The organism is Streptomyces luomodiensis (assembly GCF_031679605.1).
Classification (GTDB): Bacteria; Actinomycetota; Actinomycetes; order Streptomycetales; family Streptomycetaceae; genus Streptomyces; species Streptomyces luomodiensis.
This window is the reverse complement of record NZ_CP117522.1, coordinates 4,022,926-4,049,492: the sequence shown is the minus strand read 5'-3', so window position 1 is coordinate 4,049,492 and position 26,567 is coordinate 4,022,926. Positions and strand designations below refer to the sequence as shown.

General features: G+C 71.7%; 25 protein-coding genes. 16 read left to right on the top strand and 9 right to left on the bottom strand.

Annotated features, from left to right (window positions below):
- Nucleotides 1–12: 12 nt before the first annotated feature.
- The 4 genes from PS467_RS17025 to PS467_RS17010 form a co-directional block, all read right to left on the bottom strand.
- On the bottom strand, nucleotides 13–777 hold the full coding sequence (locus PS467_RS17025) for a carbohydrate ABC transporter permease (RefSeq protein WP_311039884.1): 765 nt from the start codon (nucleotides 775–777) through the stop codon (nucleotides 13–15).
- 71 nt (nucleotides 778–848) lie between these two features.
- Nucleotides 849–1,763, bottom strand: a complete 915-nt coding sequence (locus PS467_RS17020) for a carbohydrate ABC transporter permease (protein WP_311036011.1) — start codon at nucleotides 1,761–1,763, stop codon at nucleotides 849–851.
- Nucleotides 1,760–3,064, bottom strand: coding sequence for an ABC transporter substrate-binding protein (locus tag PS467_RS17015; protein ID WP_311036010.1), 1,305 nt, complete (start codon nucleotides 3,062–3,064; stop codon nucleotides 1,760–1,762). The genes PS467_RS17020 and PS467_RS17015 overlap by 4 nt, the downstream gene beginning before the upstream one ends.
- A 168-nt stretch (nucleotides 3,065–3,232) precedes the next feature.
- Nucleotides 3,233–4,126 carry a LysR family transcriptional regulator gene (locus PS467_RS17010; protein ID WP_311036009.1) on the bottom strand — a complete coding sequence of 298 codons (894 nt, stop codon included), beginning with the start codon at nucleotides 4,124–4,126 and terminating at the stop codon, nucleotides 3,233–3,235.
- A 90-nt stretch (nucleotides 4,127–4,216) separates the two neighbouring features.
- Here PS467_RS17010 and PS467_RS17005 point away from each other — a divergent pair, with 90 nt between their 5' ends.
- Entirely contained in the window at nucleotides 4,217–5,074 is an 858-nt protein-coding gene (locus PS467_RS17005; RefSeq protein WP_311036008.1) for an alpha/beta fold hydrolase, read from the top strand.
- 4 nt (nucleotides 5,075–5,078) lie between these two features.
- Here PS467_RS17005 and PS467_RS17000 read toward each other — a convergent pair whose 3' ends face one another.
- Nucleotides 5,079–6,368, bottom strand: coding sequence for an MFS transporter (locus tag PS467_RS17000; protein WP_311036007.1), 1,290 nt, complete (start codon nucleotides 6,366–6,368; stop codon nucleotides 5,079–5,081).
- A gap of 103 nt (nucleotides 6,369–6,471) precedes the next feature.
- Between PS467_RS17000 and PS467_RS16995 the strand changes: the two genes are divergently transcribed.
- Nucleotides 6,472–7,437 carry a LysR family transcriptional regulator gene (locus tag PS467_RS16995; protein WP_311036006.1) on the top strand — a complete coding sequence of 322 codons (966 nt, stop codon included), beginning with the start codon at nucleotides 6,472–6,474 and terminating at the stop codon, nucleotides 7,435–7,437.
- Here the strand turns inward: PS467_RS16995 and PS467_RS16990 are convergent.
- Both PS467_RS16990 and PS467_RS16985 read right to left on the bottom strand, forming a co-directional pair.
- Entirely contained in the window at nucleotides 7,427–7,714 is a 288-nt protein-coding gene (locus PS467_RS16990) for a hypothetical protein (protein WP_311036005.1), read from the bottom strand. The genes PS467_RS16995 and PS467_RS16990 overlap by 11 nt on opposite strands.
- Entirely contained in the window at nucleotides 7,711–8,073 is a 363-nt protein-coding gene (locus PS467_RS16985; protein WP_311036004.1) for a DUF6247 family protein, read from the bottom strand. Before PS467_RS16985 ends, PS467_RS16990 begins: the two co-directional genes overlap by 4 nt.
- Before the next feature lie 222 nt (nucleotides 8,074–8,295).
- On the opposite strand from PS467_RS16985, the gene PS467_RS16980 reads away from it, so the two are divergent.
- The 6 genes from PS467_RS16980 to PS467_RS16955 all read left to right on the top strand — a co-directional run bounded on the left by PS467_RS16980 (nucleotide 8,296) and on the right by PS467_RS16955 (nucleotide 16,864).
- A complete protein-coding gene (locus PS467_RS16980) occupies nucleotides 8,296–9,693 on the top strand; it encodes a nitrate/nitrite transporter (protein ID WP_311036003.1) in 1,398 nt (465 codons plus the stop codon).
- A gap of 157 nt (nucleotides 9,694–9,850) precedes the next feature.
- Nucleotides 9,851–11,017: a uroporphyrinogen-III synthase gene (locus PS467_RS16975; RefSeq protein ID WP_311036002.1), complete on the top strand. Its 1,167-nt coding sequence runs from the start codon at nucleotides 9,851–9,853 to the stop codon at nucleotides 11,015–11,017.
- Nucleotides 11,018–11,965: 948 nt separating this feature from the next.
- Nucleotides 11,966–12,670: a CGNR zinc finger domain-containing protein gene (locus PS467_RS16970; RefSeq protein WP_311036001.1), complete on the top strand. Its 705-nt coding sequence runs from the start codon at nucleotides 11,966–11,968 to the stop codon at nucleotides 12,668–12,670.
- A 221-nt stretch (nucleotides 12,671–12,891) separates the two neighbouring features.
- On the top strand, nucleotides 12,892–13,440 hold the full coding sequence (locus PS467_RS16965; RefSeq protein WP_311036000.1) for a sigma-70 family RNA polymerase sigma factor: 549 nt from the start codon (nucleotides 12,892–12,894) through the stop codon (nucleotides 13,438–13,440).
- A complete protein-coding gene (locus PS467_RS16960) occupies nucleotides 13,437–14,249 on the top strand; it encodes an anti-sigma factor family protein (protein WP_311035999.1) in 813 nt (270 codons plus the stop codon). Before PS467_RS16965 ends, PS467_RS16960 begins: the two co-directional genes overlap by 4 nt.
- Before the next feature lie 62 nt (nucleotides 14,250–14,311).
- Nucleotides 14,312–16,864, top strand: a complete 2,553-nt coding sequence (locus tag PS467_RS16955) for a HelD family protein (RefSeq protein WP_311035998.1) — start codon at nucleotides 14,312–14,314, stop codon at nucleotides 16,862–16,864.
- A gap of 671 nt (nucleotides 16,865–17,535) precedes the next feature.
- Here PS467_RS16955 and PS467_RS16950 read toward each other — a convergent pair.
- Nucleotides 17,536–17,745, bottom strand: coding sequence for a cold-shock protein (locus PS467_RS16950; protein WP_020870916.1), 210 nt, complete (start codon nucleotides 17,743–17,745; stop codon nucleotides 17,536–17,538).
- A gap of 280 nt (nucleotides 17,746–18,025) precedes the next feature.
- Between PS467_RS16950 and PS467_RS16945 the strand changes: the two genes are divergently transcribed.
- Nucleotides 18,026–19,447 (top strand): NAD-dependent malic enzyme, encoded by a 1,422-nt coding sequence (locus tag PS467_RS16945; RefSeq protein WP_311035997.1) that lies wholly within the window; start codon nucleotides 18,026–18,028, stop codon nucleotides 19,445–19,447.
- A 255-nt stretch (nucleotides 19,448–19,702) separates the two neighbouring features.
- Nucleotides 19,703–19,984, top strand: a complete 282-nt coding sequence (locus tag PS467_RS16940) for an HU family DNA-binding protein (protein WP_030835861.1) — start codon at nucleotides 19,703–19,705, stop codon at nucleotides 19,982–19,984.
- A 197-nt stretch (nucleotides 19,985–20,181) separates the two neighbouring features.
- Here PS467_RS16940 and murA read toward each other — a convergent pair whose 3' ends face one another.
- Nucleotides 20,182–21,525: a UDP-N-acetylglucosamine 1-carboxyvinyltransferase gene (gene murA, locus PS467_RS16935; RefSeq protein ID WP_311035996.1), complete on the bottom strand. Its 1,344-nt coding sequence runs from the start codon at nucleotides 21,523–21,525 to the stop codon at nucleotides 20,182–20,184.
- A 255-nt stretch (nucleotides 21,526–21,780) separates the two neighbouring features.
- Here murA and PS467_RS16930 point away from each other — a divergent pair, with 255 nt between their 5' ends.
- The 6 genes from PS467_RS16930 to PS467_RS16905 all read left to right on the top strand — a co-directional run bounded on the left by PS467_RS16930 (nucleotide 21,781) and on the right by PS467_RS16905 (nucleotide 26,562).
- A complete protein-coding gene (locus PS467_RS16930) occupies nucleotides 21,781–22,368 on the top strand; it encodes a YqgE/AlgH family protein (RefSeq protein ID WP_268972379.1) in 588 nt (195 codons plus the stop codon).
- A 21-nt stretch (nucleotides 22,369–22,389) separates the two neighbouring features.
- Nucleotides 22,390–22,677 (top strand): DUF3039 domain-containing protein, encoded by a 288-nt coding sequence (locus PS467_RS16925; RefSeq protein ID WP_075200572.1) that lies wholly within the window; start codon nucleotides 22,390–22,392, stop codon nucleotides 22,675–22,677.
- A gap of 143 nt (nucleotides 22,678–22,820) precedes the next feature.
- Nucleotides 22,821–23,231, top strand: a complete 411-nt coding sequence (locus PS467_RS16920) for a recombinase family protein (protein ID WP_311035995.1) — start codon at nucleotides 22,821–22,823, stop codon at nucleotides 23,229–23,231.
- Nucleotides 23,232–23,363: 132 nt separating this feature from the next.
- Complete coding sequence (locus PS467_RS16915; protein WP_311035994.1) at nucleotides 23,364–24,701, top strand: extracellular solute-binding protein; 1,338 nt, start codon at nucleotides 23,364–23,366, stop codon at nucleotides 24,699–24,701.
- Nucleotides 24,698–25,696, top strand: coding sequence for a carbohydrate ABC transporter permease (locus PS467_RS16910; RefSeq protein WP_311035993.1), 999 nt, complete (start codon nucleotides 24,698–24,700; stop codon nucleotides 25,694–25,696). Before PS467_RS16915 ends, PS467_RS16910 begins: the two co-directional genes overlap by 4 nt.
- Nucleotides 25,693–26,562, top strand: coding sequence for a carbohydrate ABC transporter permease (locus PS467_RS16905; RefSeq protein WP_268972373.1), 870 nt, complete (start codon nucleotides 25,693–25,695; stop codon nucleotides 26,560–26,562). The genes PS467_RS16910 and PS467_RS16905 overlap by 4 nt, the downstream gene beginning before the upstream one ends.
- Nucleotides 26,563–26,567: the final 5 nt, after the last annotated feature.

The following is a 26,567-nucleotide window of genomic DNA, read 5'->3' as shown; positions in this document are numbered from 1 at the left end:
CGGCCCTCCTCGTCATTTGACCGCGCCCATGGCGATGCCACGGGTCAGGGTCCGCTGGAAGATCAGGAAGAAGCAGAACGCGGGGAGCACCCCCAGCAGGGCGGCCGCGTTGGTCATGGTGGCGTCCATCAGCCGCTGGCCCTGGAGGACACCGAGCGCCACCGAGACGGTCTGGTTGTCGTTGGAGATCAGCATCACCAGGGGCAGCAGGAACTCGTTCCAGGTCCAGATGAAGAAGAAGACCAGCAGCACCCCGATGGTGGGCCGGCTGACCGGCACCACGACCCGCCACAGCACCTGCCACTTGTTGGCGCCGTCGATCCGGGCCGCCTCGATGACCTCTTTGGGGAAGGCGCCGAGCACGGAGGAGAGCAGATAGGTGCCGAAGGCGGACTGGATCACGGTGAAGACGATGATCACGCTGAGCCGGGTGTCGTACAGCCCCGCCTGCTTGGACAGGTAGTAGACGGGATAGACCAGGGCCTCCTGCGGCAGCATGTTGGCCAGGACGAAGAAGGCCAGCACCCAGGGGCGGCCCTTGATCCGCCCGATGCCGATCGCATACGCGTTGAGCACGGACAGCACCGCGGCGAGCACCGCGACCGAGCCCGAGATCAGCACGGAGTTGACCAGCTTCCGGCCGAAGTCGACCCGCTCCCAGAAGTCCCGCAGCCCGTCCAGATGCATCCCTTCGGGCAGGCTCAGCGGGCCGTTCGCGGAGTACTCGGCGGGCGATTTGACCGCGTTGAGGACCACCACGAGAAACGGCAGCACCATCAGCACGGCTGCCACGATCAGCGCGGCCAGCACCGGGTAGCGGGCCGGGGCGTGGTGTCGTTTGAGGGCGTTCACTGCTGGTCCTCCGCCCGGGTCTGGAGGCGCAGGGCCACCAGGGCCAGCGCCAGGATGATCACGGTGAGCGCGGTGGAGACCGCGGAGCCGTAGCCGACCTGCGTCTTCTCGAAGAAGGACTGGAAGGAGAAGTACGAGGGGACATTGGTCGCCCCGCCGGGCCCGCCCTTGGTGAGCACGTACACCGCGCCGAAGACCTTGAGCGCCGCGATGGTGCACCACAGCAGCACCACGGTGATCTCCGGGCGGATCTGCGGCAGCGTCACATGCCAGAACCGCCGCCACCACGAGGCCCCGTCCAGCTCGGCCGCCTCGTGCAGGGACGGGTCCGCGCGCTGGAGCCCCGCCATGAAGATCACCAGCGGAAAGCCGAGCTGCACCCACACCATCACGGCCATCACGCTGTAGAGCGCGAAGTCCGGATCGCCCAGCCAGTCGTGGCGCAGCGAGCCGAGGCCGACCGCGTCCAGCGCCTCGTTGAGCGCGCCGTTCTCCGGGGCGAGGATCCAGCTCCAGACGATCCCGGCCACCGCGATCGGCAGCACCTGCGGCAGGTAGAAGCAGGCGCGCAGCACGCTCGCGGTACGGGTGCCGATGTGCTGGGCGATGTAGTCGAAGAGCGCGGCGGCCAGCACCAGGCCGAGGGCGGTGGGGATGACCGCCATCGCCACCACCATCGCCAGGCTGTGCCGGAAGGACTCCCAGAAGGCGGAGTCGTCCAGCAGGTCGCGGTAGTTGTCCAGTCCGGCCCACTGCGGGCTGCCCACCCCCTGCCAGTGGGTGAGGCTGATCCCCGTGTTCATCAGGAACGGGACGACGATGACGGCGAGGAAGGCCAGCGCGCCGGGGATCAGGAACAGGGCGTACGGATACTCGCGGCGCCGTCGCACGCCGTGGCCGTGGGAACTCATCCCTTCGGCGCGCCCTCGTCGTACGCCTTCTCCAGCGCGTCCAGATAGGCGTCGGGCTTCGCGCTGCCGCTGATCAGCTTCTGGGTCTCGGAGACGAGGGTGTCGTAGAAGCCGGGGACCGGCCAGTCGGGGTAGAAGGCCAGGCCGTCGCCCTCGGAGTAGGCGGTGAAGTCCTGGATCAGGGCCTTGGACTTCGGGTCGGTGATCGCGGACGCGTCGGCGGCCACGGGCACTCCGCCGTTGTTGCCGAGGGTGTTCTGGATGCCCTTCTTCATCGTGATGTCGATGAAGTCGTAGGCGAGCTCCTTGTTCTTGGCGCCTTTGGGGACGACCCAGAGGTTGCCGCCGGAGCCGAGCGTCAGCTGGGAGCCGGGCCAGCGGAAGGTGCCCCACTCGTCCTTCATCTCGGACTTGAAGCGGCCGAACCACCAGCTGCCGGAGAAGAACATCGGGTATTTGCCCGCGATGAAGGACGCGCCCGCGTCCTCGGCCTTGGCGCCGCTCGAACTCTTGGCGATATAGCCCTTCTTCACCCAGTCGGCGAAGGTGGTGGCGCCGTAGGTCCAGGCGGCGTCGTGGAAGTCGGGGTCGCTCTTGTACCGCTCGTAGGCGTCCACCCAGGAGCGGTCGGCCTTGGACAGCGCGAGCTGGTAGACGTACTGGTGGGCGGGGTACTCGGCGCCCGCGCTGGCGAGCGGGGTGACGCCCTTGGCCCGGAACGCCTTCAGGGCGGCGGTGAACTCGTCGAAGGTGGTCGGGACCTTCACCTTGTGCTTGTCGAAGAGGGCCTTGTTGTAGAAGACCATCGTGTACTCGGCGTAGTTGGGGATCCCGTACCAGTTGCCGGAGCCCATCACACCCTGGGCGTCGTAGCGGCTGGTGGTGCGCACCCCTTCGCTGAGCGGCTTGTCCCAGCCGCGCTTGGTGACCTCGGGGGTGAGGTCGGTGAGCAGGCCCTGTTTGGAGAGCAGTCCGGCGGTGGCGTTGCCCTTGTTGTACTCCATCAGATCGGGTGCGTCACCGGAGTTGAGGACCATCGAGGCGGTCTTCTGGATCTGTTCGAAGCCCTTCTCCTCGACCTTCACCGTGACGCCCGGATGGCTCTTCTTGAACTCCTCGATCGCCTGCTTCCAGGCGACGCCCATGGCGCTGTTGGGCGCCTCGTAATGCCACAGCTTGAGCGTCCTGCCGTCCCCGGCCTCGTCCCCGCCGCTCCCGCAACCCGTCATGACCAGGGCACTCGCGAGTGCGGCCGCGATGACGGCCACCGTTCGTTTCGTTCGTTTCCGTGCCGTCAACATCCGCTGCCTCCGGGAGGGTTGGAAGGAATGGCGCACGTGCAACGTTCGTCGAAGCGCTTCGATGGGGAGAGGTATACGAGGGGTGGTCGAGATATGTCAATGGCGTTGACAAAACGGGCGGGAACGGGCACGGGCGACCGGTCGCGGGGCCGGAGCCGGGCTCCCGGCTCAGCCCTTGTGGACCTGGCGCACCGTGCGGAGGAAGGCGCCCAGAACGCTCGGCACCGGGCCGAACCGGTGGGCCAGGTGGAACTCCAGCCCGGCGGCGGCCGGCTCCAGCGGCAGCAGGGTCACCCCCACATGCCGGAAGCGGCGCATCCCCGCCGGTCCGATCCCGATCCCCAGCCCGCAGGCGACCAGCCCCAGCAGGGTGTGCAGATTGTGCGCCTCATGGGCGATCCTCGGCTCGACCCCGGCGGCCCGGCACACGGCGAGCGCCACATCGGCGGCGGCCGGCTCGGCCTGCCGGGAGGAGAGGATCAGCGGCTCGCTGTCCAGTGCCCGTACGGGCACGGACGTGGCCCCGGTCAGCGGATGCCCCGACGGCACCGCCGCCACCAGGCTCTCCCGGCCCAGCGGAAGGCTGCTCAGCCGCCGGCGGGCGGACGCGGGCGGCGGGCCGCAGATGACGCCGGCGTCCAGGCTGCCGTCCAGCAGCGCCTCGATCTGCCGGGCGCTGGGGAGTTCCCGCAGCTCCAGCCGGACCTGCGGGCGGCGGGCCCGGAACGCGGTGAGCACCTCGGGCAGCACGGCGGCCAGCGCGGTGCCGAGGAAGCCGATGGCGAGCGAACCGGTCTCGCCCCGGCCGGCGTCGGCCGCGTCCCGTACGGCGAGATCGAGATGGTCCAGCACCTGCCGGGCCCGCGCCAGGAACGCCTCGCCCGCGGCGGTGGGCCGCACCCCGTGCCCGGTGCGGTCGAAGAGCCGCACGCCCAGCTCGGTCTCCAGCGCCTTGATCTGCTGGGACAGCGGGGGCTGCCGGATGCCCAGCGCGGCGGCGGCGCGGCCGAAGTGGGCGTGCTCGGAGAGGGTGAGCGCATAGCGGAGGTGGCGCAGCTCCATGAGTCCAGCCTATACGTGATCGCGAATAACCCGTTTATCTCTCATATATCGAGCAGGAAAATGCCACCGCCCCGGTACTCCACTACGGGCATGGACGAAACGTATGAGCACCACCGGACGACGATCGACGGCGTACGGCTGCACTGGGTGCGGGCCGGGTCGGGCACCCCTGTCGTACTGCTCCACGGCTGGCCGCAGACCTGGTACGCCTGGCGCAAGGTGATCCCCGAACTCGCCCGCCACCACGAGGTGTTCGCGGTGGACCTGCCGGGCCTGGGCGAGTCGGACCCCTCCCCGCGCGGCTCCGGTGTCCGGATCGCGGCCGATCTCCTCGACGCCTGGCGCGCCGAGCTGGGCCTGGGCCGGGTCCATGTGGTCGGGCACGACCTGGGCGGTCCCATCGGCTACGGATGGGCCGCCGCCCACCCGGCCCAGGTCCGCAGCTTCACCCTGCTCGCCGTGCCGCTGCACGGCTTCGGGCTGAGCGAACTGATCGCCCGCGCCGGGCTGTGGCACTTCGGCTTCTTCTCGGCGCCCGGTCTCGCGGAGGAGTTGGCGGAGGGCCGGGAGCGGATCCTCCTGGAGCACTTCTACGGGCACGCCATGGAGAGCGGGGCCATCGGCCCCGCCGACGTCGACACCTACCTGTGCAGCTACGCCCGGCCGGGGCGGCTGGCAGGCGGCTTCGCGTACTACCGGAACGTGCCCGCCGACACCGCCGCCATCGCCGACCTGGCCCGCACCCCGCTGCCGATGCCCGCCCTGGCCGTCGGCTGCGGCCGGGCCGGTGGCCCGGCCCCCCTCGACAGCCTCCGCCAGGCCGCCCCGCACACCCATGGCGTCGTGATCGAGGACAGCGGCCACTTCCTCCCCGAGGAACAACCGGGCCCCCTCCTCAAGCTGCTCCGGCCCTTCCTGGCGGAGGCCGACGCCTCCGTACCGCGATGACGCTTCAGGCCGACGGCGGCTGGGCCCCCAGCCGGCCCCGTCCCGTCCAGGCCACCGCGAAGGCGAGGGCGGCCGCGATCGCCGGAGCGAGGTAGCCGGAGGCGGGGCCCAGGTGGTCCACGGTCCAGCCGCCCGCCGCGGCGCCCGTGGAGATGCCGATGAGCAGACCGGTGTAGACGGTGGTCATCCCCTCGTTGAGGCGGGCGGCCGGGATCAGCCGGTGGACCAGGGTCATACCGGTGATCATCGTGGGGGCCGTGGCCATGCCCGCCACGAAGAGCAGCGGGGCCAGGGTGGCCAGGCTGTGCGCGGTCAGCAGGGGGAGGACGGCCACGGCCATCGCCGCCACGCCCGTCACCAGGCGCCCCGCGGCCGTACCGCGCGGCGGCAGCGCGCCGAAGACCAGCCCGGCCACGCAGGAGCCGGCCGCCTGGAGGGCGAGGACGGCGCTGCTCGCCGCGGAGCCCCCGTACGAGCCGACGGCGGCGACCGTCGCCACCTCCATCGAGCCGAAGACGGCGCCGGTCGCGAGGAAGGTCACCAGGATGACCCGCAGACCGGGGGTGAGCAGGACGCGGCCCCGGGCGGGACGCGGTTCCGGCGGCGGTTCGGTGCGGCGCTGGGCGGCGAACAGCAGGGTGCCGGCGAGCAGCAGCACCGCCGCCGTGCTCAGCCCGGCCTCGGGGCGGACCGTTGTGCACAGCACCATGGCCAGCGCGGGCCCGGCCATGAAGCAGACCTCGTCGACGACCTGCTCGAAGGAGTTGGCGGTGTGCCGGGCGGCCGGGTCGTCGCGGTACAGCGCGGCCCACCGGGCGCGGGTCATCGAACCCAGGCTGGGCACGCCGGACGAGCCCGCCGCGCAGCAGAACAGCGTCCAGGCCGGGGCGCCCAGGCGCACGCACAGCACCATGGCGGCCGACCCGGCCACGAAGACGACGGCGGCGGGGACCGCCACCCTGGCCTGCCCGTACCGGTCGACCAGCCGCCCCAGCAGCGGGCCCGCGACCGCCGTCACCGCGACCCCGGCCGCCGAGACGGCGCCCGCGAGCGCGTACGAGTCGCGCACCGTGGCGACCATGAGCACCGTGGAGACGCCGAGCATCGAGCCCGGCAACCGGCCGACGAAGGCCGCGAGCGTGAAGGCGAGCGCACCGGGCGCCGCGAAGAGCCGGCGGTACGGGGCGAACGGCGACCGGCGGCGTGACCGGCGGCGCGGCGGGCCGGGCGCGGCCCCGGAGCGGGGGCCGGAGCGGCGGGGGACGACGGGCCGGGAGGCGAGGAAGAGGATCACCACACCACGGTCCCGGGCCCGCCCAGGACCGGTCCAACACCTGATCCGGACCCATTCACGCACTCGTGTTGTCAATGCGTCGGCGCCGTGGACCATGGACCACGTGAACCGGGACCTCGAACCGCGCCTGCTGCGCGCCTTCACCGCCGTCGCCGACGAACTGCACTTCACCCGTGCCGCCGCCCGCCTCTACGTCGCCCAGCAGGCCCTCAGCCGCGACATCCGCCGCCTGGAGCGGGAACTGGGCGCGGAGCTCTTCGTCCGCACCACCCGCCAGGTCGCCCTCACGGCCGCGGGCGAGCGGCTGCTCCCGTACGCCCGGCGGGTCCTGGCGGCCCAGGACGACCTGGCGGCGGCCTTCAGCGGAACCGAGCGCCGCCCGCTGCTGGTGGACGTCGGCGCCCCGGTGAGCACCGGAAGCCAGGTGCTGGCGGAGGCGCGGCGCCGCCTGGGCCCGGAGACCGAACTGGTGGCCCGCTTCCACAGCGGACTGGCCGGGGCCGCCGTCGAACTCCTCGCCGGCCGCCTCGACGTCTCCTTCGGCCGGGCCCACGGCCTCGACCCCGCCGTGCTCGCCCGGCTGGAACACCGGCTGATCCGCTACGAGCGCATCGCCGTGGTCCTGCGCGAGGACCACGCGCTGGCCCGGTGCGCGCGCATCCCGCTGTCCGCGCTCGCGGGCGAGACCCTGTACGCGGCGGCGGGCAACGAGGCCACCACCGAGTGGACGGACCTGGCCGCCCAGCTCTTCGCGGGGCGGGGGATCGCGATGGCGGAGCCGTTCCCGGAGATCGAGGGGGACGCGGAGTTCATCCGGGTGGTCACCAAACGCCGCTGGTCGGTGCTGGCCAGCGAGGTGTTCACGCACCTCCCCGGCACGGTGCTGCGCCCCCTCGCCGAGCCGGTCCCGCTCTCACCGGTCTCCATCCTGTGGCGCAAGGGACTCACCCACCCCGGCCTGGAGGCCCTCCACACGGCGGCCCGTACGCTCGCCGCCGCCGACTGGCTCACCCGCCCACCGGGCTGCTGGCTGCCGCGTCCGGAGGCGGACATGGTGCTCAGAGATTGACGCGGTTGACGTAGACGCGCTTGCGGTGCGGGATCACCTGGTACCAGACGAGCATCGTCTCGACGCTGTACGTGCGCAGGCGATGGGGTTCGGGATCGTCATCAAGGAGACCCTCAGGGCCGAGCCCCTGGGCCGCGAGATCGGCCAGAGCGCTGCCGATCACCTCGACCGCGGACCGATCCGCGTCCTTCATGCCGCCGACGACCCACTCGGCGTCGGGGTTGTACTCCCAGGCCCAGCCGAGGGCGTCCTCGACACCTTCGCCACGTGTGTTCACCGATCGGCCCCGGCTTCCGCGGAAGCCTCGTGGAGGATGCGGGCGATGGTCTGCTGCGCCGCCCGGAACTCCTGATCCGTGGCATGCGGGTCGCCGGTGACGCGTTCCGCCTCGCGCAGGGCGTGGAATCTGCCGGGGTGGCGTTCGATCGCGACGACCGTCGCCCACTTCTCCAGGAACAGCCGCATCGGCGTGGTCGATGTGGTCTGGACGGCGCGGTCGAACGCCTCGCCCAGCTCGCGGTCGAACTCGGCGATGCGCGCCAGGTCGAGCCGTTTGACCGCTTCCCGCAAGGCGTCCCGCGTCATCGGCGGCTGAGGGATGACGGGCACGTGTGGCTGATCCGGCTGGGTGCTCATGCGATCCTCCGGCGGGGCGGACGGGTGGTGCACCGCGTACGGTACCGGGAACCGCGCAACACAGTGGGCGCATCAGCCTCCCCCCACCGCATGGGGTTCACCCCTCACCGCCCCCGGCTCCGCCGGGTGAGACCAAGGTTTCGTCCGTGTCACCTGCCGCCACAGCCCGGTAACGCCCGGTCCCTACCGTCGGGCAGCGACACCGAGAACTGTGGAGGCGTGATGACTGCCCCGACCACCACCGCCGCACGCAAGGGGGGCCGCTGGATCGAGCAGTGGGACCCGGAGGACGAGACCTTCTGGAGGGAGAAGGGGGAGCGGATCGCCACCCGGAACCTGGCCTTCTCCATCCTCTCCGAACACATCGGGTTCTCCATCTGGAGTCTGTGGTCGGTGATGGTCCTGTTCATGGGACCGGAGTACGGCGTCGATCCGGCCGGGAAGTTCTTCCTGGTCGCGATGCCCACCCTGGTGGGCGGCATCCTGCGGGTGCCGTACACCTTCGCCGTCGCCAAGTTCGGCGGGCGCAACTGGACGATCATCAGCGCGGGGATGCTGCTGGTACCCGCCATCGTCGCCGCCGTGGTGATGGAGCCCGGCACCTCCTACACCACCTTCATGGTGGCCGCGGCGCTCACCGGCGTCGGCGGCGGCAACTTCGCCTCCTCCATGACCAACATCAACTCCTTCTACCCGCTGCGCAAGAAGGGCTGGGCACTCGGGCTCAACGCGGGCGGCGGCAACGTCGGCGTGCCCGTGATCCAGCTGATCGGGCTGCTGGTCATCGGCACCGCCGGGGCGGCCCAGCCGCGGCTCGTGCTCGCCGTCTACATCCCGCTGATCGTGGTCGCGGCGGCGCTCTCCGCGCTGTTCATGGACAACCTGGCGCCGGTGCGGAACGACGGCGGGGCGGCCAAGGAGGCGGCGCGGGACGCCCACACCTGGATCATGTCGGTGCTCTACATCGGCACCTTCGGCTCCTTCATCGGCTACAGCTTCGCCTTCGGACTGGTGCTCCAGAACCAGTTCGACCGCACCCCGCTCCAGGCCGCCTCGCTCACCTTCATCGGCCCGCTGCTCGGCTCGCTCATCCGCCCCGTCGGCGGCCGGCTCGCCGACACCCACGGAGGCGCGAAGATCACCCTGTGGAACTTCGCCGCCATGGCCGCCGCGACCCTCGTGGTCGTCTACGCCTCCGCCCAGAAGTCGCTGTCCGTCTTCCTCGTCGGCTTCATCGCCCTCTTCGTCCTCAGCGGGCTCGGCAACGGCTCCACGTTCAAGATGATCCCCGGCATCTTCCAGGCGAAGGCCGTCGCCCGCGGCCTGACGGGCGAGGAGGCCGCGTCGTACGGGCGGCGGCTGTCGGGCGCCTCGATGGGGCTGATCGGGGCGGTCGGCGCACTCGGCGGGCTCGGCATCAACCTCGCCTTCCGGGAGTCGTTCCTGAACGCCCACTCCGGCACCCCCGCCTTCGTCTCCTTCCTCGGCTTCTACGCCGTGTGCTCCGCGATCACCTGGGCCGTATACCTCCGCGGCGCCCGCCCGGCCCCGGCGTCCGCCGCCGGGCCCGACACGCATGATCCGCACTCGGAGCGGCAACCCGCCTACGCGGACGTCTGAGCGGCCGGGGGCGTACGGTCGGCCGGGGAAGCCCCCGGCCGTACCCCCCGTTACACCTGGGAAACCTCCGCGAACCGCCACCGTCACGGGACGGCGACAGGATGCGGGGAACGGAGGCGCCCATACGCGAGGGAATCGGGAGATCGGGACCAGAGCCATGCACCGAGAACAGACCGGAGCCGCGGGTGACGAGGCGTCCGTCGGCCCTCTCGCCGGGTTCACCGTGGGCGTCACCGCGGCACGGCGCGCCGATGAGCTCGGCGCCCTGCTGCGGCGCCGCGGCGCGGAGGTGATGCACGCTCCCGCGCTGCGGATCGTGCCGCTGGCCGACGACTCCGAACTCCTCGCGGCCACCAAGCAGTTGATCGACGACGCGCCGGAGGTCGTGGTCGCCACCACCGCCATCGGCTTCCGCGGCTGGATCGAGGCCGCCGACGGCTGGGGCCTGGGCGACGCGCTGCTCGACCGGCTGCGCGGGGTACGACTGCTGGCCCGCGGGCCCAAGGTGCGCGGGGCGGTCCGGGCCGCCGGGCTCACCGAGGAGTGGTTCCCGGCCTCCGAATCGATGGCCGAAGTGCTCGACCGGCTGCTGGAGGAGGGCGTCGAGGGCCGCCGCATCGCCGTCCAGCTGCACGGCGAACCGCTGCCCGGCTTCGTCGAGTCGCTGCGCGCCGGGGGAGCGGAGGTGGTCGGGGTGCCGGTCTACCGCTGGATGCCACCGGAGGACATCGGGCCCGTCGACCGCCTCCTGGACGCCACGGTCGCCCGCGCCCTGGACGCCGTCACCTTCACCAGCGCGCCCGCCGCCGCGAGCCTGCTGGACCGGGCCGAACGGCGCGGAATGCGCGCCGAACTCCTGGACGCGCTCCGCCACGACGTGCTGCCCGCCTGCGTCGGCCCGGTCACCGCCCTCCCGCTGGAGGCCCACGACGTGCCCACCGCCCAGCCCGAACGGTTCCGCCTCGGCCCGCTCGTCCAGCTGCTCACCGCCGAACTCCCCGGCCGGGTCAGGCCGTTGCCGGTGGCCGGACGACGGCTGGAGATCCGCGGCCACGCGGTCGTCGTCGACGGAGAGCTGCGCACCGTGCCACCCGCCGGCATGGCACTCCTGCGCGCGCTGGCCCGCCGCCCCGGCTGGGTCGTGGCCCGCTCCGACCTCCTGCGCGCGCTGCCGGGCGCGGGACGCGACGAACACGCGGTGGAAACGGCGATGGCCCGGCTCCGCACGGCACTCGGCTCGCCCAAGCTCATCCAGACCGTGGTCAAACGCGGCTACCGACTGGCCCTCGACCCCTCAGCCGAAACGAAATACGCCGACACCTAGCCCCTGGGGCACCCCGGCTCCGGGCGCGCCGTATCCCGCCCGCCCTCGGCCCGGGACCGCCGCCCCCGTGCGGTCGCCGACGAGGCGGGTGGGGCGGGGGCGCACCCACCCCCGGCCCGGCGCTCGTGCCGCCGGGCGTACCCGGGGCCGGGTAGGCGTCAGGTGCCACCGGGCGCGGCTGCCGGCGAGGCAAGAGGGAACGGGGCCGCACCCGTGCCGCCGGGCGTACCCGGGGCCGGGTAGGTGTCCGGGGTCACCGGCGGGGAGTCGCCGACGGGGCGGGAGGGGCGGGGGCGCACCCACTCCCGGCCTGGTGCCTGTGCTGCCGGGCGTACCCGGGGCCGGGCAGGTGTCCGGGGTCACCGGCGGGGAGTCGCCGAGGAGGCGGGAGGGGCGGGGGCGCACCCACCCCCGGCCCGGCACACGTGCCGCCGGGCGTACCCGGGGCCGGACGGCGTCTGGGGCCACTGGCGGGGAGTCGCCGACGGGGCGGGAGGGTGCGGGGGCGCACCCACCCCCCGGTCTAGCACCCGTGCCGCCGGGCGTACCCGGGGCCGGGTAGGCGTCAGGTGCCACCGGGCGCGGCTGCCGGCGAGGCAAGAGGGAACGGGGCCGCACCGTGCCGCCGGGCGTACCCAGGGCCGGACGGCGTCCGGGGTCACCGGCGGGTGGCCGCGAGACGGCGGGAGGGGGCGGGGTCGGAGGGGCGGGGTCCTGGACGCTTACGTGTATTTGTGGCGCCAATCTCCGGCCCACTCCACGTTCAACTGTCGTCGGCGCCGTAAATATACGGTCCAGGACCCCGCCCCGGAGGCCCCGCACCCGCACCCACCCACACAACCGACCGCGCTCCCAGGGCAACCCCGCCCCCGAGGGGGTTCCGGGCGGCAGGCGGGGCGGGCACTCTGAAGGGTGACCGGATCGGGCCTCACAAGGGGTGACGGGAACATGGCGGCGTCGGCCTACGACCTGCGGTTCGACTCGGGGCGGATCTGCCTGGACCTGGTGGCCACGGTCGGCGGCCGGCTCAGCGAGGCGCCCGTCGAGCGGCTCGGCGGCGTAGACGCACTCAGGGCCTGGCTGCTGGGGTCCGGCCTGGTGCCCGGCGGCACCCCGCTCGAGGTCGTCGACCACCGCTGGCTCATCCGCTTCCGGGCCGCCCGCGATCTGCTGCACCGCATCGTCCACACCGAGGTCGAGGGCCATGCCGCAGGCGCCGACCTGGAGCGGATGAACGCGCTGGCCTCCACCGCCCCGCCCGCCCCGCGGGCCGTACGGACCCCCGACGGCACCCTCGTCCGCACCCTCGCCGGGAAACCCGACTGCGGTGCGCTGCTCTCCCAGATCGCCCGGGACGCGGTGCAGCTGCTCACCGACCCGGTGGCGCGCGGGCAGTTGCGGCGGTGCGAGGGGGAGACCTGCTCGCTGGTCTACCTCGACACCTCGCGCGGCCGCCGGCGGCGCTGGTGCTCCAGCGAGGTGTGCGGAAACCGCGAACGAGTGGCCCGCCACCGCCGCCGAGCGAACCCCACCCCCACCGAGCGAACCCAACCCCCACCGAGCGAACCCAACCCCCGCCGAGCGAACCCAACCCCCCGCGCGAACTCAACCCCCGCCGAGCGAATGAGTAAATCCAAGCACCAGCAAACCTGAACAACCCTCAACCATGACGCAGGCCCCGGCTGGGGGGACCGGGGCCTGCGGGGCGGATTGAGGGGGGAGCCCTTCCTGGTGGCCAACACCCGCCCGGCGTCGGCCTTCTCGCGCTCCAGTACGCACCGCACCCCCACATCCGTTCAGCCCGCGAAGGAGATGTACGTCACAGGACGGCCATTGAACGCCGGGCGTTTCCGGTCCGTACGCCCCTCGACCCGATGGCTTGCGTACGCAAAGATGCCCTCGTGACCGAGAGGACGACACCGGACGACGCGCTCATGCGCGCGCTCTACGCGGAGCACGCGGCCCCGCTTCTCGCCTTCGTCCTGCGCCTGGTCGCGGGCGACCGGCACCGCGCCGAGGACGTGGTCCAGGAGACCCTGCTCCGCGCCTGGCGCAACGCCGACCAACTGCGGCGCTCCGGAGGGTCGATACGCCCCTGGCTGGTGACCGTGGCCCGCCGCATCGTCATCGACGGACACCGGCAACGCCGCGCACGTCCCCACGAAGTGGACGCGGCACCGCTCCAAGTGATGGCCGCCGCGGACGACATCGACCGCGCGTTGCGCCAGATGACCATTTCGGACGCGTTGAATGACCTCACCGACGCACATAGAGCGGCGCTCGTGGAGACATACTTCAAGGGACGGACGGTGAGTGAGGCGGCCGAAGTGCTGGGCGTTCCCCCCGGGACGGTACGGTCCCGGGTCTTCTACGCGCTGCGCTCCCTGAAGCTCTCGCTCGAGGAACGGGGGGTTTCGGCATGATGCCGGCAGCGGACGACCAGCAGCACACCGCGGTCGGCGCCTACGCGCTCGGCGTGCTGGACCCCGCCGACGCGGCGCGCTTCGAGGACCACCTCATCGGGTGCGAGCGGTGCGCCGCCGAGCTCGACGAGCTGATGGGCATCCCGCCACTGCTGGCCGAGTACGCCGCCGACGCCACAACCGCAACCACAACCCCAACCACAGCCACCGCCGCCACCCCCACCCCCGCCACCGCGCTCCCCGACCCCGCCGTGCTCACCGCCCGCCCCGGTCCCGAGCTGCTCGACCGGCTCCTGGACGACGTCGCGGCCGACCGCAAGGCATCCGGCAGACGGCGTCTCTACCTCGTCGCCGCGGCCGCCGTCCTCATCGTCGGCGGCCCGCTCGCGGGCGCCGCGCTCACCGCCAGCTCCGACGACGACGGCGGCAAGGACCAGGCCGCGGTCTCCACCTCCCAGCAGGTGTACGACCAGGGCCGCAAGTACAGCGCGGTGGACCCCGTCACCAAGGTGGACGCGTCCGTCTCGCTCCAGCAGAAGGGCTGGGGCACCTCCGTCGCTCTCAAGCTGGGCAACCTCAAGGGGCCGCGGAGCTGCGACCTGGTCGCCATCGGCAAGGACGGCCACGAGGAGACCGTCACCACCTGGGCCGTGCCCTCCTCCGGCTACGGCGTCAAGGACGGTGACGGCTCCCGCTGGAGCAAGGAGCCCCTCTACGCCCAGGGCGGCGCCGCCATGAACACCGACGAGATCGCGCGTTTCGAGGTCCGCACCCTGGACGGCCGGCGGCTGGCCGAGGTCAGGCTCTGAGTCCGCCCCGCCACGGAGGTGTACGGTTGACGGCTGCCCTAAGAACACAGAAGGGGGCCTGGGTGGCCGCGCAGAACGCCACGCATGACAACCGGACGGCACCGCAAGGCAATGGCGGGGACGGGATCCGGGACCGCGAGATCCGGATCGAGCAGGCGCATCTGGACCGGGTGTACGACCGCCTCGAGGAGAAGATCCACGAGGCGGAGTTCCTCATGGACGACGCTGCCAAGCGCGGTCAGGTCGGCACGCCCGGCGCGCTCGCCGAACGGGACGCCCAGGTCTTCCGGGCCGGAGTCCACCTCAACCGGCTGAACAGCGAGTTCGAGGACTTCCTCTTCGGCCGCATCGATCTGCTGCTGGGCAAGGACGGCGAACGCGGCCCCGACGGCGCCTACACCTCCGTCGAGCCCGCCGACGACGCCATCCGCACCGGCCCGGACGGCGACCGCGCGGAGATCGCCGAAACCCTGCACATCGGCCGCATCGGCGTCCTCGACGCCGACTACGCCCCGCTGGTCATCGACTGGCGGGCGCCCGCCGCCGCGCCCTTCTACCGCTCCACCCCGGTCGCCCCCGGCCGGGTCGTCCGCCGCCGGGTGATCCGCAGCAAGGGCCGCCGGGTGCTCGGCGTCGAGGACGACCTGCTGCGCCCGGAGCTCAACGCGACCCTCGACGGCGGGGCGCTGCCGGTGGTCGGCGACGGCGCGCTGATGGCCGCGCTCGGCCATGCCCGCGGCCACACCATGCGGGACATCGTCGCCTCCATCCAGGCCGAGCAGGACCAGGTGATCCGGGCCCCCGCCGCCTCCATCACCGAGGTCGAGGGCGGCCCCGGCACCGGGAAGACGGCGGTCGCGCTGCACCGCGCGGCGTACCTCCTCTACCAGGACCGGCGGCGTTACGCGGGCGGCATCCTCGTGGTCAGCCCCACCCCGCTGCTGGTCGCCTACACCGAGGGCGTCCTGCCCTCGCTGGGCGAGGAGGGTCAGGTCGCCATCCGCGCGGTGGGCTCCCTGGTGGAGGGCGCCGAGGCCACTACGTACGACACCCCGGCCGTGGCCCGCGTCAAGGGCTCGTCCCGGATGGTGAAGGTGCTCCGCAAGGCCGCCCGCGGCGCGCTGGAACTACCACGGGGAGCCGCCGCCGCGCCCGCCGGGCCGACACCGGACGACGGCCGGCCGACGCCCGACAACGGCCAACTGACACTGGACGCGGCGCTCGACGCCCCGACCCTGCCCCCGCCCCCGCCCTCGCCCCCGACCCCGGCCGCCGCGGCCCCCTCGGGCCAGGACGGCAGCGACGGCAGGCCCGGCGCGGGCTCCGGCACCAGACCAGGCGGCCCGCCCGACCGGCTGCGCGTGGTCGCCTTCGGCGCCCGGATCGAGCTGGAGGCCGATGAGCTGCGCCGCATCCGCCAGAACGTGCTGGGCGGCACCGCACCCGTCAACCTGCTGCGCCCCCGCGCCCGCCGGCTGCTCCTGGACGCGCTGTGGACCCGCTCCGGCGCCCCCAAGCGCTACACCGACCCCGAACTGGCCGCCGAGGCACGGGAGGGCTTCGACGAGGACATCTCCTCCGAGGACGCCTTCCAGGAGTTCCTCGACGCCTGGTGGCCCGAGCTCACGCCCCGTTCCGTCCTCGCCGCCATGGCCGATGAGAAGCGGCTGGGCCGCTGGTCCCGGCGGGTGCTCAACCCCCGCGAGGTCCGTCAGGTGGCCCGGTCGCTGGCCCGCCTCGGCCCGGACGGGCAGGGCCCGCTGTCGGTCCACGACGTGGCGCTGCTGGACGAGCTGAACACTCTGCTGGGCGCCCCCGCCCGCCCCGCCGCCCCCCGTGAGGCGGACCCGCTGGACCAGCTGACCGGCCTGGAGGAGCTGACCACGTACGCCGACCGGGCCGGCCCCCGCCGCACCCGCGCCGACCGGGCCGAGCAGGAGCGCACCGACTACGCCCACGTCATCGTCGACGAGGCGCAGGACCTCACGCCCATGCAGTGGCGCATGATCGGACGGCGCGGCCGCCACGCCACCTGGACGGTCGTCGGCGACCCGGCCCAGAGCTCCTGGTCCGACCCGGACGAGGCGGCGCAGGCCCGGGACGAGGCGCTCGGCACCCGCCCCCGCCGCCGCTTCACCCTCACCGTCAACTACCGCAACCCGGCGGAGATCGCCGAGCTGGCCACGAAGGTCCTCGCCCTCGCGATGCCCGGCACCCCCGCGCCCGAGGCGGTCCGCTCCACGGGCGTGGCACCGCGCTTCGCCCCGGGCGCGGACGGCGACCTCGGCGCGGCCGCACGCCGGGAGGCGCTCCGGCTGCTGGACGAGGTGGACGGCACGGTCGGCGTCGTCGTCGCGATGAACCGGCGCGAACAGGCCCGTCAGTGGCTGACGGGCCTCAGCGACCGGGTCGTGGCGCTGGGCAGCCTGGAGGCGAAGGGCCTGGAGTACGACGCGACCGTCGTGGTCTCGCCCGCCGAGATCGCCGACGAGTCCCCGGCGGGCCTGCGGGTGCTGTACGTGGCGCTCACCCGGGCGACCCAGCGGCTGACGGTAGTAGCGGGCGACCGCGACGACCCGGACCCCCACGGCATCCCCGACCTCCTACGGGACTGACGCCCCCGCCCACCGCGCCGGGACGAGCCCCGGCCACCGCCCGGCGGCGCGCTTGGCCTCCACCGGGGTTCCCTGGCCACTGCACCGGCAGGAGCCTCCGGCCTCCGCTCCGAGGTGTGCCCCTGACCGGAAGCCCGAGCGCCCGCGCCCGGACACGTCATGGCGCCCGGCGGCTCGCCGCAGCCCCGCCCACTGCCGGAGGGAGCCCCGGCCACCGCCGGGGCCGTCGGAGGGCGCCCCGGGTACTCGGCTACCGCAGGAAGGGCGAGTGTCCGCGCCCGGACACTTCGTAGTGCCCGGCGGCTCGCCGCAGCCCCCGACCACGGCCGGAGGGCGCCCCGCCCACCGCAGGAGGGAGCCCCGGCCGCCGACGGGCCATCGGAGGGAGTCCCCGGCGGAGGCACCGGGCCGTCGGAGCGAGTTCCCGGCGGCGGCCGCGCCGGGGTATCGGAGGGAGTCCCGGGCGGGAGCGGGGGGCCGGAAAGGGGCCTCGAAATCAACCCCCCGGGAGGGAATTGCTTCCCCGGACCTGTTTGTTAGCCTTGATGTGGCACCGGCCCGATCCAAGCCCCCGGGCCCAACCTTCGTCGCTTCGAGCGACCACTTGCCGCGAGGCGAGCATGGCGGGTCGGTGCCACTTTTCTTCCGTGAGAGGTCCGCGCCGGGCGGTGTCAGCCGCCGAGGACGCGGACCTCTTCCGCTTGCGGGCCCTTGCGGCCCTGCACGATCTGGAATTCGACCCGCTGCTCGTCGACCAGGCTTCGGTAGCCGCTGCCGTCGATCGAGCTGTAGTGGACGAAGACGTCCGGTCCGCCGTCCTCCTGGGCGATGAACCCGTAGCCCTTCTCGGCGTTGAACCACTTCACGGTGCCCTGAGCCATGCCCGCGCTCCTCGTTTCGCTGTCCTCTGACGCTGTAGCTGACGCTGTAGCGCGCCAGAGCCTAGGGCGGCGGATGCGGCGGACGGTCCGCCTCGCCAGGCGTTCCCGCGAAGGAGTGGGGCTTTCCACTCGGGTGACCCCACTCTGCTATGTCAGAACAATATGTCCGAAAGTCGGGCCGGGTTACCTCATACCGAGAGGTAGGTGTAACCATCTGAGGATGTGGCCGGGCATCGCGTGGCCCGGACAGTATGAACAAGGGAAAGCAGGGAAGCAGGCCATGGCAACGGCGCCCAGCGTCTCGTATTCGATGACGGTCCGGCTGGAGGTGCCCGCGAGCGGTACCGCGGTCAGCCAGCTGACCACGGCCGTGGAGTCCTCCGGTGGCTCGGTGACGGGCCTTGACGTGACCGCTTCCGGCCACGAGAAGCTCCGGATCGACGTCACCATCGCCGCGACCTCGACCGCGCACGCCCAGGAGATCGTCGAGAAGCTGCGGGGCATCGAGGGCGTCTCGCTCGGCAAGGTGTCGGACCGTACGTTCCTGATGCACCTCGGCGGCAAGATCGAGATGTCGGCGAAGCACCCCATCCGCAACCGTGACGACCTGTCCATGGTCTACACGCCGGGTGTCGCCCGGGTCTGCCAGGCCATCGCGGACAACCCCGAGGACGCCCGCCGGCTCACCATCAAGCGCAACAGCGTGGCCGTCGTCACGGACGGTTCCGCGGTCCTCGGCCTCGGCAACATCGGCCCCAAGGCCGCCCTGCCGGTCATGGAGGGCAAGGCGGCTCTGTTCAAGCGGTTCGCGGGCATCGACGCCTGGCCGCTCTGCCTGGACACCCAGGACACCGATGAGATCGTCGCGATCGTGAAGGCGATCGCCCCCGGCTTCGCGGGGATCAACCTGGAGGACATCTCCGCGCCCCGCTGCTTCGAGATCGAGGCGCGGCTGCGCGAGGCCGTGGACATCCCGGTCTTCCACGACGACCAGCACGGCACCGCGATCGTGGTGCTCGCCGCCCTCACCAACGCGCTGCGGGTGGTCGACAAGAAGATCGAGGACGTGAGGGTCGTCATGTCCGGCGCGGGCGCCGCCGGCACGGCCATCCTGCGGCTGCTGATCGCCGCGGGCGTGCGCCACGCGGTGGTCGCCGACATCCACGGTGTGGTGCACGCCGGCCGCGAGGACCTGGTCTCCGCCGACCCGGAGTCCCCGCTGCGCTGGATCGCCGACAACACCAACCCGGAGGGCGTCACGGGCACCCTGCGCGACGCCGTGCGGGGCGCGGACGTCTTCATCGGTGTCTCGGCCCCGAACGTGCTCTCCGGCGACGACGTGGCCGCCATGGCGGACGGCGCGATCGTCTTCGCGCTGGCCAACCCGGACCCCGAGGTGGACCCGGCGATCGCCCGGCAGACCGCCGCGGTGGTCGCCACCGGCCGCTCGGACTTCCCGAACCAGATCAACAACGTGCTGGTGTTCCCGGGCGTTTTCCGTGGTCTGTTGGACGCACAGTCGCGTACGGTGAACACCGAGATGATGCTGGCGGCTGCCGGTGCACTCGCGGACGTCGTCCACGACGACGAGCTCAACGCCAACTACATCATTCCGAGCGTCTTCAACGACAAGGTCGCAGGGGCGGTCGCCGGGGCCGTACGTGAGGCGGCACGCCCTGTGACCGGGACCACTGCGGTCTAGGCCGGGCACGGCGCGTCGCATGCTCGGGGGTCCCGGAGGCGGCCATAGGGTGGCGGACAGGAAAACGACCGCCACGGCGCTTTTCGTGTGACTCTCCAGGGCCTCGGATTGGCTTTCCCGCCACAGGTGCGGGCAGGATGCGTTCCGGGCGCGAGGGTCTGAACAGCAGACCCGGGTCCGGGGACTGTCCGAGGGCCCTGGCAGCATCGGCTTCGATCTCACGCCTCATTGGCAAGATGAACACGGGAGTACAACATGAACCGCAGTGAGCTGGTGGCCGCTCTGTCCGAGCGCGCCGAGGTGACCCGAAAGGACGCCGACGCCGTTCTGGCCGCCCTCGCCGAGGTGGTCGGGGAGGTCGTCGCGAAGGGCGACGAGAAGGTCACCATCCCCGGCTTCCTGACCTTCGAGCGCACCCACCGTGCCGCTCGCACCGCGCGCAACCCGCAGACCGGTGAGCCGATCGAGATCCCGGCCGGCTACAGCGTGAAGGTCTCCGCGGGCTCCAAGCTCAAGGAAGCCGCCAAGGGCAAGTAAGCCCCGCGAACGAGAGGGGCGGCCACCCGGGAGGGTGGCCGCCCCTTTTGGCGCTCCTACGGCCCCTGAGACCCGTCCACGAGGCCTTTTACGGCGCACAAGCCGCCGCTACGAGCCACTACGAGCGGCTACGAGCCGCTACGGGACGGTTGCGCCCTCAGACGGCATCGGTGTGAGAAACAGCTCGTCCCGGGGGGTCAGGCGGGGCCGGCGCCGGTGGGCAGCTCCACCTTCGCGCCCAGTTCCACCAGCTTCTCCATGAAGTTCTCGTAGCCGCGGTTGATCAGGTCGATGCCGTGGACCCGCGAGGTGCCCTGGGCCGCCAGGGCCGCGATCAGGTAGGAGAAGCCGCCGCGGAGGTCGGGGATGACCAGGTCGGCGCCCTGGAGCTTGGTGGGGCCGGAGACGACGGCGGAGTGCAGGAAGTTGCGCTGGCCGAAGCGGCACGCGGAGCCGCCCAGGCATTCGCGGTAGAGCTGGATGTGCGCGCCCATCTGGTTCAGCGCGGAGGTGAAGCCCAGCCGCGACTCGTAGACCGTCTCGTGGACGATGGACAGGCCCGACGCCTGGGTCAGGGCCACCACCAGGGGCTGCTGCCAGTCGGTCTGGAAGCCGGGGTGGACATCGGTCTCCAGGGCGATCGCGTCGAGCTTGCCGCCCGGGTGCCAGAACCGTATGCCGTCGTCGCCGATGTCGAAGGCGCCGCCGACCTTGCGGTAGGTGTTCAGGAAGGTCATCATCTCGCGCTGCCGGGCGCCGCGGACGAAGATGCTGCCCTCGGTCGCCAGCGCCGCGCTGGCCCAGGAGGCGGCCTCCAGGCGGTCCGGGAGGGCGCGGTGGTTGTAGCCGCCGAGCTTGTCGACACCGGTGATCCGGATCGTGCGGTCGGTGTCCATGGAGATGATGGCGCCCATCTTCTGCAGCACGCAGATGAGGTCCTCGATCTCCGGCTCGACGGCCGCGTTGGAGAGTTCCGTCACACCCTCGGCGAGCACCGCCGTCAGCAGCACCTGCTCGGTGGAGCCGACCGACGGGTACGGCAGCCGGATCTTGGTGCCGCGCAGCCGGTGCGGGGCCTCCAGGTACTGGCCGTCCGCGCGCTTCTCGATCGTCGCGCCGAACTGGCGCAGGACGTCGAAGTGGAAGTCGATCGGCCGGCCGCCGATGTCGCAGCCGCCCAGGCCGGGGATGAAGGCGTGGCCGAGGCGGTGCAGCAGCGGACCGCAGAAGAGGATCGGAATCCGCGAGGAACCGGCGTGCGCGTCGATGTCGGCGACATTGGCGCTCTCCACGTGTGTGGGGTCGAGCACCAGCTCACCGGACTCGTCACCGGGGCGCACCGTCACGCCGTGCAGCTGGAGCAGCCCGCGCACCACCCGCACATCGCGGATGTCGGGGACGTTGCGCAGCCTGCTGGGCGCACTGCCGAGCAGGGCGGCCACCATGGCCTTCGGCACGAGGTTCTTCGCGCCACGGACACGGATCTCGCCTTCGAGCGGGGTGCCGCCATGGACGAGCAGGACATCGTTCGAGCGGGTCATCGGGTCTCGCGTTCCTGAGACGGGCAAGGGCCAAAGGGCACAAGGGCCAAAGGGCAAGAGTAATGGCCCCGGAGACCGCCTCCGTAAGGCTCTTGCACCCTTTGCGTCATCCGGAACACGTCACAACACGTTCCGTTCCGGTCGGAAAGCTCACCGTCACGTGCGCCGCATCTGCTGTCGTACGCCCCGACCTGCTCTCATACGGGACTCGTCTTCCACTCCCCCTCCGGCCCGGATATGGGGGATCATGTGGCCATGACCGAGGTGTCCTCGCTCACAGGACGGCTGCTTGTCGCGACACCGGCGCTTGCTGACCCGAACTTCGACCGCGCGGTGGTGCTCCTCCTCGACCACGACGAGGAGGGCTCGCTCGGCGTGGTCCTGAACCGTCCGACCCCGGTGGGAGTGGGCGACATCCTGGAGTCCTGGGCCGCGCTCGCCGGGGAGCCGGGGGTGGTCTTCCAGGGCGGTCCGGTCTCGCTGGACTCCGCGCTGGGCGTGGCCGTGGTGCCCGGCGAATCGGGCCGGTCCGCGGCGCGCGGCGAGGACGGGCCACTCGGTTGGCGCAGAGTGCACGGGGCGATCGGGCTGGTCGACCTGGAGGCGCCGCCGGAGCTGCTGGCCGCGGCCGTGGGGTCGCTGCGCATCTTCGCCGGTTACGCGGGCTGGGGGCCCGGTCAGCTGGAGGACGAGCTCGCCGAGGGCGCGTGGTACGTGGTGGAGTCCGAACCGGGCGATGTGTCCTCGCCCGCCCCCGAGCGGCTGTGGCGCGCGGTGCTGCGCCGCCAGCGCAGTGAGCTGGCCATGGTCGCCACGTATCCGGACGACCCTTCTCTCAACTAGGCATGAGTACCCTAGGGCTGTATGAGCACTCTTGAGCCCGAGCGCGGGGCAGGCACGGGGACCCTCGTTGAACCGACACCTCAGGTGTCGCACGGTGACGGCGACCACGAGCGCTATGCCCATTACGTTCAGAAAGACAAGATCATGGAGAGCGCCCTCTCCGGATCTCCGGTGGTAGCACTCTGCGGCAAGGTCTGGGTCCCGGGCCGTGACCCGAAGAAGTACCCGGTGTGCCCCATGTGCAAGGAGATCTTCGAGGGCATGGGCGCCGGCGGGGACAAGGGCAAGGACGGCGACGGCAAGAAGTAGCCGGCCGGCCCCCACCGGATAGCCTCGCGCGGAGACGGTACGCCCGGCCCGCGGCCCCCGAGCGGGGTCGCGGGCCGGGCGTGCGGTGCCTGCGGTGCGTGCGCGCCCTGCCGCGCGCCGGGCGACCCCAGTAGGGTCGGCCCATGAGCGGGCGTACGGAGAGTGGGGCGGCGCGGGCCGCCTATCTGGTGTTCGGGGCACGTGAGGTCGACGAGCCCGAGGCGGAAGGCGCCAGCACCTACTGCCAGTTCGAGAAGGACTGGGACGCCCAGCTGGAACAGTGCGGGCGGCTGGCCGCCGAGCGGGGCTACCGGCCCGCCGGCAGCTGTGTGATGTCGGTCGCGCAGCCGACCCTGCCCAGACTCCTGGAGTGGGCGGCGGACCCGGGCTGTGATGTGGTGCTGGTGGCCAGCGACCGCGTCCTGGAGCGGATCCGGAAGACCTGGCCGGACTGGGACCGGGTGGTCGACCGGCTGGACGAGGCGGGGGCGCGGGTCGAGGCCGTGCCGTATGGCGAACCCGCCTACCCGGGCGAGGCGTTGCCGCGCCGCTAGCCCCAAAGCCCCTTTGTCACGGAGTGGTTGAGACCTCTTGTGGGGGTGCTCAAGGTTCCCTAGCCTCGCCCATGTTGTGCTGGGCGAAACATGCGTTGCATGCCTTGCAACGCCAACTGGTTAAGGGTCCCTATGAAGCCGTCCCATCTCTCCGCGTTCACCCGGTTGTCGTCCCGCGTCACCGTACCGGTGGTGGCGCTGGTCCTGGCGGGGCTGACCGCCACCGGATGTGCCCCTTCCACCTCCGACAACAGCTCCACGGAGGACGAGAAGAGCGGCAAGCTGCGTGTCTGGCTCTTCCAGGAGGTCAACAACGCGCCCAAGAAGAAGGTGATCGACGAGGCGGTCGCCGGCTTCGAGAAGCAGCACGACGGCACCGAGGTCGAGGTGACCTACATCCCGATCGACACCCGGGCGCAGAAGATCAAGGCGGCCTTCAACGACCCCAAGAGCGCTCCGGACGTGATGGAGTTCGGCAACACCGACACCGCCGGCTACGTCAAGGACGGCGGACTGCTGGACATCAGCAAGGAGTTCGGCGCCTGGGACGACTCCACCAACATCGACCCCACCGCCAAGTACTCGCTGACCATCGGCGGCAAGGTCTACGGCGCTCCGCTCTTCGTCGGCGTGCGGGCGCTGTACTACCGGACGGACGTCTTCAAGGACCTCGGCCTGGAGCCGCCGGCCACCATGGACGAGTTGATTGCGACCGCGAAGAAGATCCGCGCGGAGCGGCCGGATCTGTACGGCCTCGCGGTCGGCGGCGCCTACACCTACGGCGCGATGCCGTTCATCTGGGCCAACGGCGGCGACCTCGCCAACGAGAAGGGCAAGTTCGGCTCCAACGAGTACGAGGCGGCCATCGACAGCGCCGACGCCCAGAAGGGCGTCAAGGCGTACACCTCGCTCTTCGGCGACGACAACTGCCCGGCCGCCAAGTGCGCCCAGTGGGGCGGCAACGACACCATCGAGGCGTTCGCCTCGGGCAAGGCGGGCATGGCGATCGGTGGCGACTTCAACCACCAGGCCATCGAGGCGGGCAAGGTCAAGGGCAAGTACAAGGTCGTGCCGCTGCCGGGCGTGAAGGAGGGCGAGATAGCGCCGGCCTTCGCGGGCGGGAACAACATCGGGGTGCTCAAGAGCACCTCGCACCGCACCCTCGCCGTGGACCTGCTGAAGACGCTCGCCGGGAAGCAGACCCAGCGCGGCCTCTTCGACGCCATGGGCTTCCTGCCCACCTTCACCGATGTGCGCGGCGACGTCGCCGGCAAGGACCCCTTCGTCAAGCCCTTCGTGGAGACCCTCAACGACAGCGCCAAGTTCGTGCCCACGTCCCCCGGCTGGGCGGCCATCGACTCGCAGCTGGTCCTCCCCACGATGTTCCAGGAGATCGTCAGCGGCCGTAAGAGCGTGGCGACCGCCACCAAGGACGCCGCGCGGCAGATGGACGAGGCGTTCCAGCAGTGACCCCCGGCACCACACAGCACGCGCGGCGAGCGCCGGCCGCGGCCGGCCGGTCCCGGCCGGGGCCCGCCGCCCCGGCCGGCGGCCGCGCCACGAAGGGCCGCGGGCGGGGGAGCTGGACTCCCTGGCTCTATCTCGCCCCGGCGCTCGTGGTCCTGGGCGGGCTGCTCGTCTACCCCATCTACCAGCTCGGCCTGATCTCCTTCCTGGAGTACACCCAGGCGCAGGTCAGCGGCGGTGAGCCGACCACCTTCCAGGGGTTCGCCAACTACGCCGAGCTGTTCGGCGACGGCGAGTTCTGGAACGTCGTCGTGGCCACCCTGCTCTTCGCCGCCGTGTGCGTGGTGTCCACCCTCGCGGTCGGCTGTGCGCTCGCGGTGCTGCTGACGCGCGTACGGGCTATTCCGCGGCTGGCGCTGATGCTGGCCGCGCTCGGGGCCTGGGCCACCCCTGCGATCACCGGCTCGACGGTCTGGGTCTTCCTCTTCGACGCCGACTTCGGACCGGTGAACAAGGTCCTGGTGTGGTTCGGGCTCTCCGGGTTCGAGGACTACTCCTGGACGTACGACCGCTACAGCGCCTTCGCCCTGGTGCTGTTCGAGGTCGTGTGGTGTTCGTTCCCGTTCGTGATGGTCACGGTCTACGCGGGTATCCGGGCCATCCCCACCGAGGTGCTGGAGGCCGCCGCCCTCGACGGCGCCTCCACCTGGCGGATCTGGCGCACCGTCATGGCGCCCATGCTGCGGCCGATCCTCGTCGTGGTGACCATCCAGTCGATCATCTGGGACTTCAAGGTCTTCACCCAGATCTACGTGATGACCGACGGCGGCGGGATCGCCCGCCAGAACATGGTGCTCAACGTGTACGCGTACCAGAAGGCGTTCGCGTCCTCCCAGTACAGCCTGGGCTCGGCGATCGGCGTAGTGATGCTGCTGATCCTGCTGGCCGTCACGCTGGTCTATCTGCGGCTGCTGCGACGTCAGGGAGAAGAACTGTGAGCCACTCGCGCGTCGCGCCGCGCATCCGCCGCCCCTGGCGTCTCGCCGCCGAGGTCACCGCCCTGATCGTGGCGGCCGTGGTCGCCTTCCCGCTGTACTGGATGGTGCTCTCGGCCTTCAAGCCCGCGGGGGAGATCCAGTCCACCGAGCCCCGGCCCTGGACCACCTCCCCCTCGCTGGACTCCTTCCGGCGCGTCTTCCAGCAGGAGGACTTCGGGCGCTACTTCCTCAACAGCCTCTTCGTGGCCGGGGTGGTGGTGGTCGCGTCCGCGCTGATCGCCTTCCTCGCGGCGACGGCGGTCGCCCGCTTCCGGTTCCGCTTCCGCACCACGCTGCTGGTCATGTTCCTCGTCGCCCAGATGGTGCCGGTCGAGGCGCTGACCATCCCCATGTTCTTCCTGATGCGCGATCTGGGGGAGTCGGTGCCGGGGGTCGGCCTCAACACCCTGGGCTCGCTGATCCTGCCGCACATCGCCTTCTCGCTGCCGTTCGCCATCTGGATGCTGCGCGGCTTCGTCAAGGCCGTGCCCGAGGCGCTGGAGGAGGCGGCCTACCTCGACGGCGCCAGCCGCTCCCGCTTCCTGTGGCAGATCCTCTTCCCCCTCGTCTTCCCGGGACTCGTCGCGACGAGCGTCTTCTCGTTCATCTCCGCCTGGAACGACTTCCTCTTCGCCAAGTCCTTCATCATCAGCGCGACCGAGAACTCCACCCTCCCGATGGCACTGCTGGTCTTCTTCAAGGCCGAGGGCAACGACTGGGGCGGCATCATGGCGGCGTCCACCGTGATGACCATCCCGGTGCTGATCTTCTTCGTACTCGTACAGCGCCGACTGGTCTCCGGCCTCGGCGGCGCGGTGAAGGACTGACGCGG

Excerpts from the sequence above, each read along its gene's own strand:
- PS467_RS17025 (WP_311039884.1), bottom strand. The coding sequence starts at position 777 with ATGGTGCTGCCGTTTCTCGTGGTGGTCCTCAACGCGGTCAAATCGCCC.
- PS467_RS17020 (WP_311036011.1), bottom strand. The coding sequence starts at position 1,763 with ATGAGTTCCCACGGCCACGGCGTGCGACGGCGCCGCGAGTATCCGTAC.
- PS467_RS17015 (WP_311036010.1), bottom strand. The coding sequence starts at position 3,064 with ATGTTGACGGCACGGAAACGAACGAAACGAACGGTGGCCGTCATCGCG.
- PS467_RS17010 (WP_311036009.1), bottom strand. The coding sequence starts at position 4,126 with ATGGAGCTGCGCCACCTCCGCTATGCGCTCACCCTCTCCGAGCACGCC.
- PS467_RS17005 (WP_311036008.1), top strand. The coding sequence starts at position 4,217 with ATGGACGAAACGTATGAGCACCACCGGACGACGATCGACGGCGTACGG.
- PS467_RS16985 (WP_311036004.1), bottom strand. The coding sequence starts at position 8,073 with ATGAGCACCCAGCCGGATCAGCCACACGTGCCCGTCATCCCTCAGCCG.
- PS467_RS16980 (WP_311036003.1), top strand. The coding sequence starts at position 8,296 with ATGACTGCCCCGACCACCACCGCCGCACGCAAGGGGGGCCGCTGGATC.
- PS467_RS16975 (WP_311036002.1), top strand. The coding sequence starts at position 9,851 with ATGCACCGAGAACAGACCGGAGCCGCGGGTGACGAGGCGTCCGTCGGC.
- PS467_RS16970 (WP_311036001.1), top strand. The coding sequence starts at position 11,966 with ATGGCGGCGTCGGCCTACGACCTGCGGTTCGACTCGGGGCGGATCTGC.
- PS467_RS16965 (WP_311036000.1), top strand. The coding sequence starts at position 12,892 with ATGGCTTGCGTACGCAAAGATGCCCTCGTGACCGAGAGGACGACACCG.
- PS467_RS16960 (WP_311035999.1), top strand. The coding sequence starts at position 13,437 with ATGATGCCGGCAGCGGACGACCAGCAGCACACCGCGGTCGGCGCCTAC.
- PS467_RS16950 (WP_020870916.1), bottom strand. The coding sequence starts at position 17,745 with ATGGCTCAGGGCACCGTGAAGTGGTTCAACGCCGAGAAGGGCTACGGG.
- PS467_RS16945 (WP_311035997.1), top strand. The coding sequence starts at position 18,026 with ATGGCAACGGCGCCCAGCGTCTCGTATTCGATGACGGTCCGGCTGGAG.
- PS467_RS16940 (WP_030835861.1), top strand. The coding sequence starts at position 19,703 with ATGAACCGCAGTGAGCTGGTGGCCGCTCTGTCCGAGCGCGCCGAGGTG.
- murA (WP_311035996.1), bottom strand. The coding sequence starts at position 21,525 with ATGACCCGCTCGAACGATGTCCTGCTCGTCCATGGCGGCACCCCGCTC.
- PS467_RS16930 (WP_268972379.1), top strand. The coding sequence starts at position 21,781 with ATGACCGAGGTGTCCTCGCTCACAGGACGGCTGCTTGTCGCGACACCG.
- PS467_RS16925 (WP_075200572.1), top strand. The coding sequence starts at position 22,390 with ATGAGCACTCTTGAGCCCGAGCGCGGGGCAGGCACGGGGACCCTCGTT.
- PS467_RS16920 (WP_311035995.1), top strand. The coding sequence starts at position 22,821 with ATGAGCGGGCGTACGGAGAGTGGGGCGGCGCGGGCCGCCTATCTGGTG.
- PS467_RS16915 (WP_311035994.1), top strand. The coding sequence starts at position 23,364 with ATGAAGCCGTCCCATCTCTCCGCGTTCACCCGGTTGTCGTCCCGCGTC.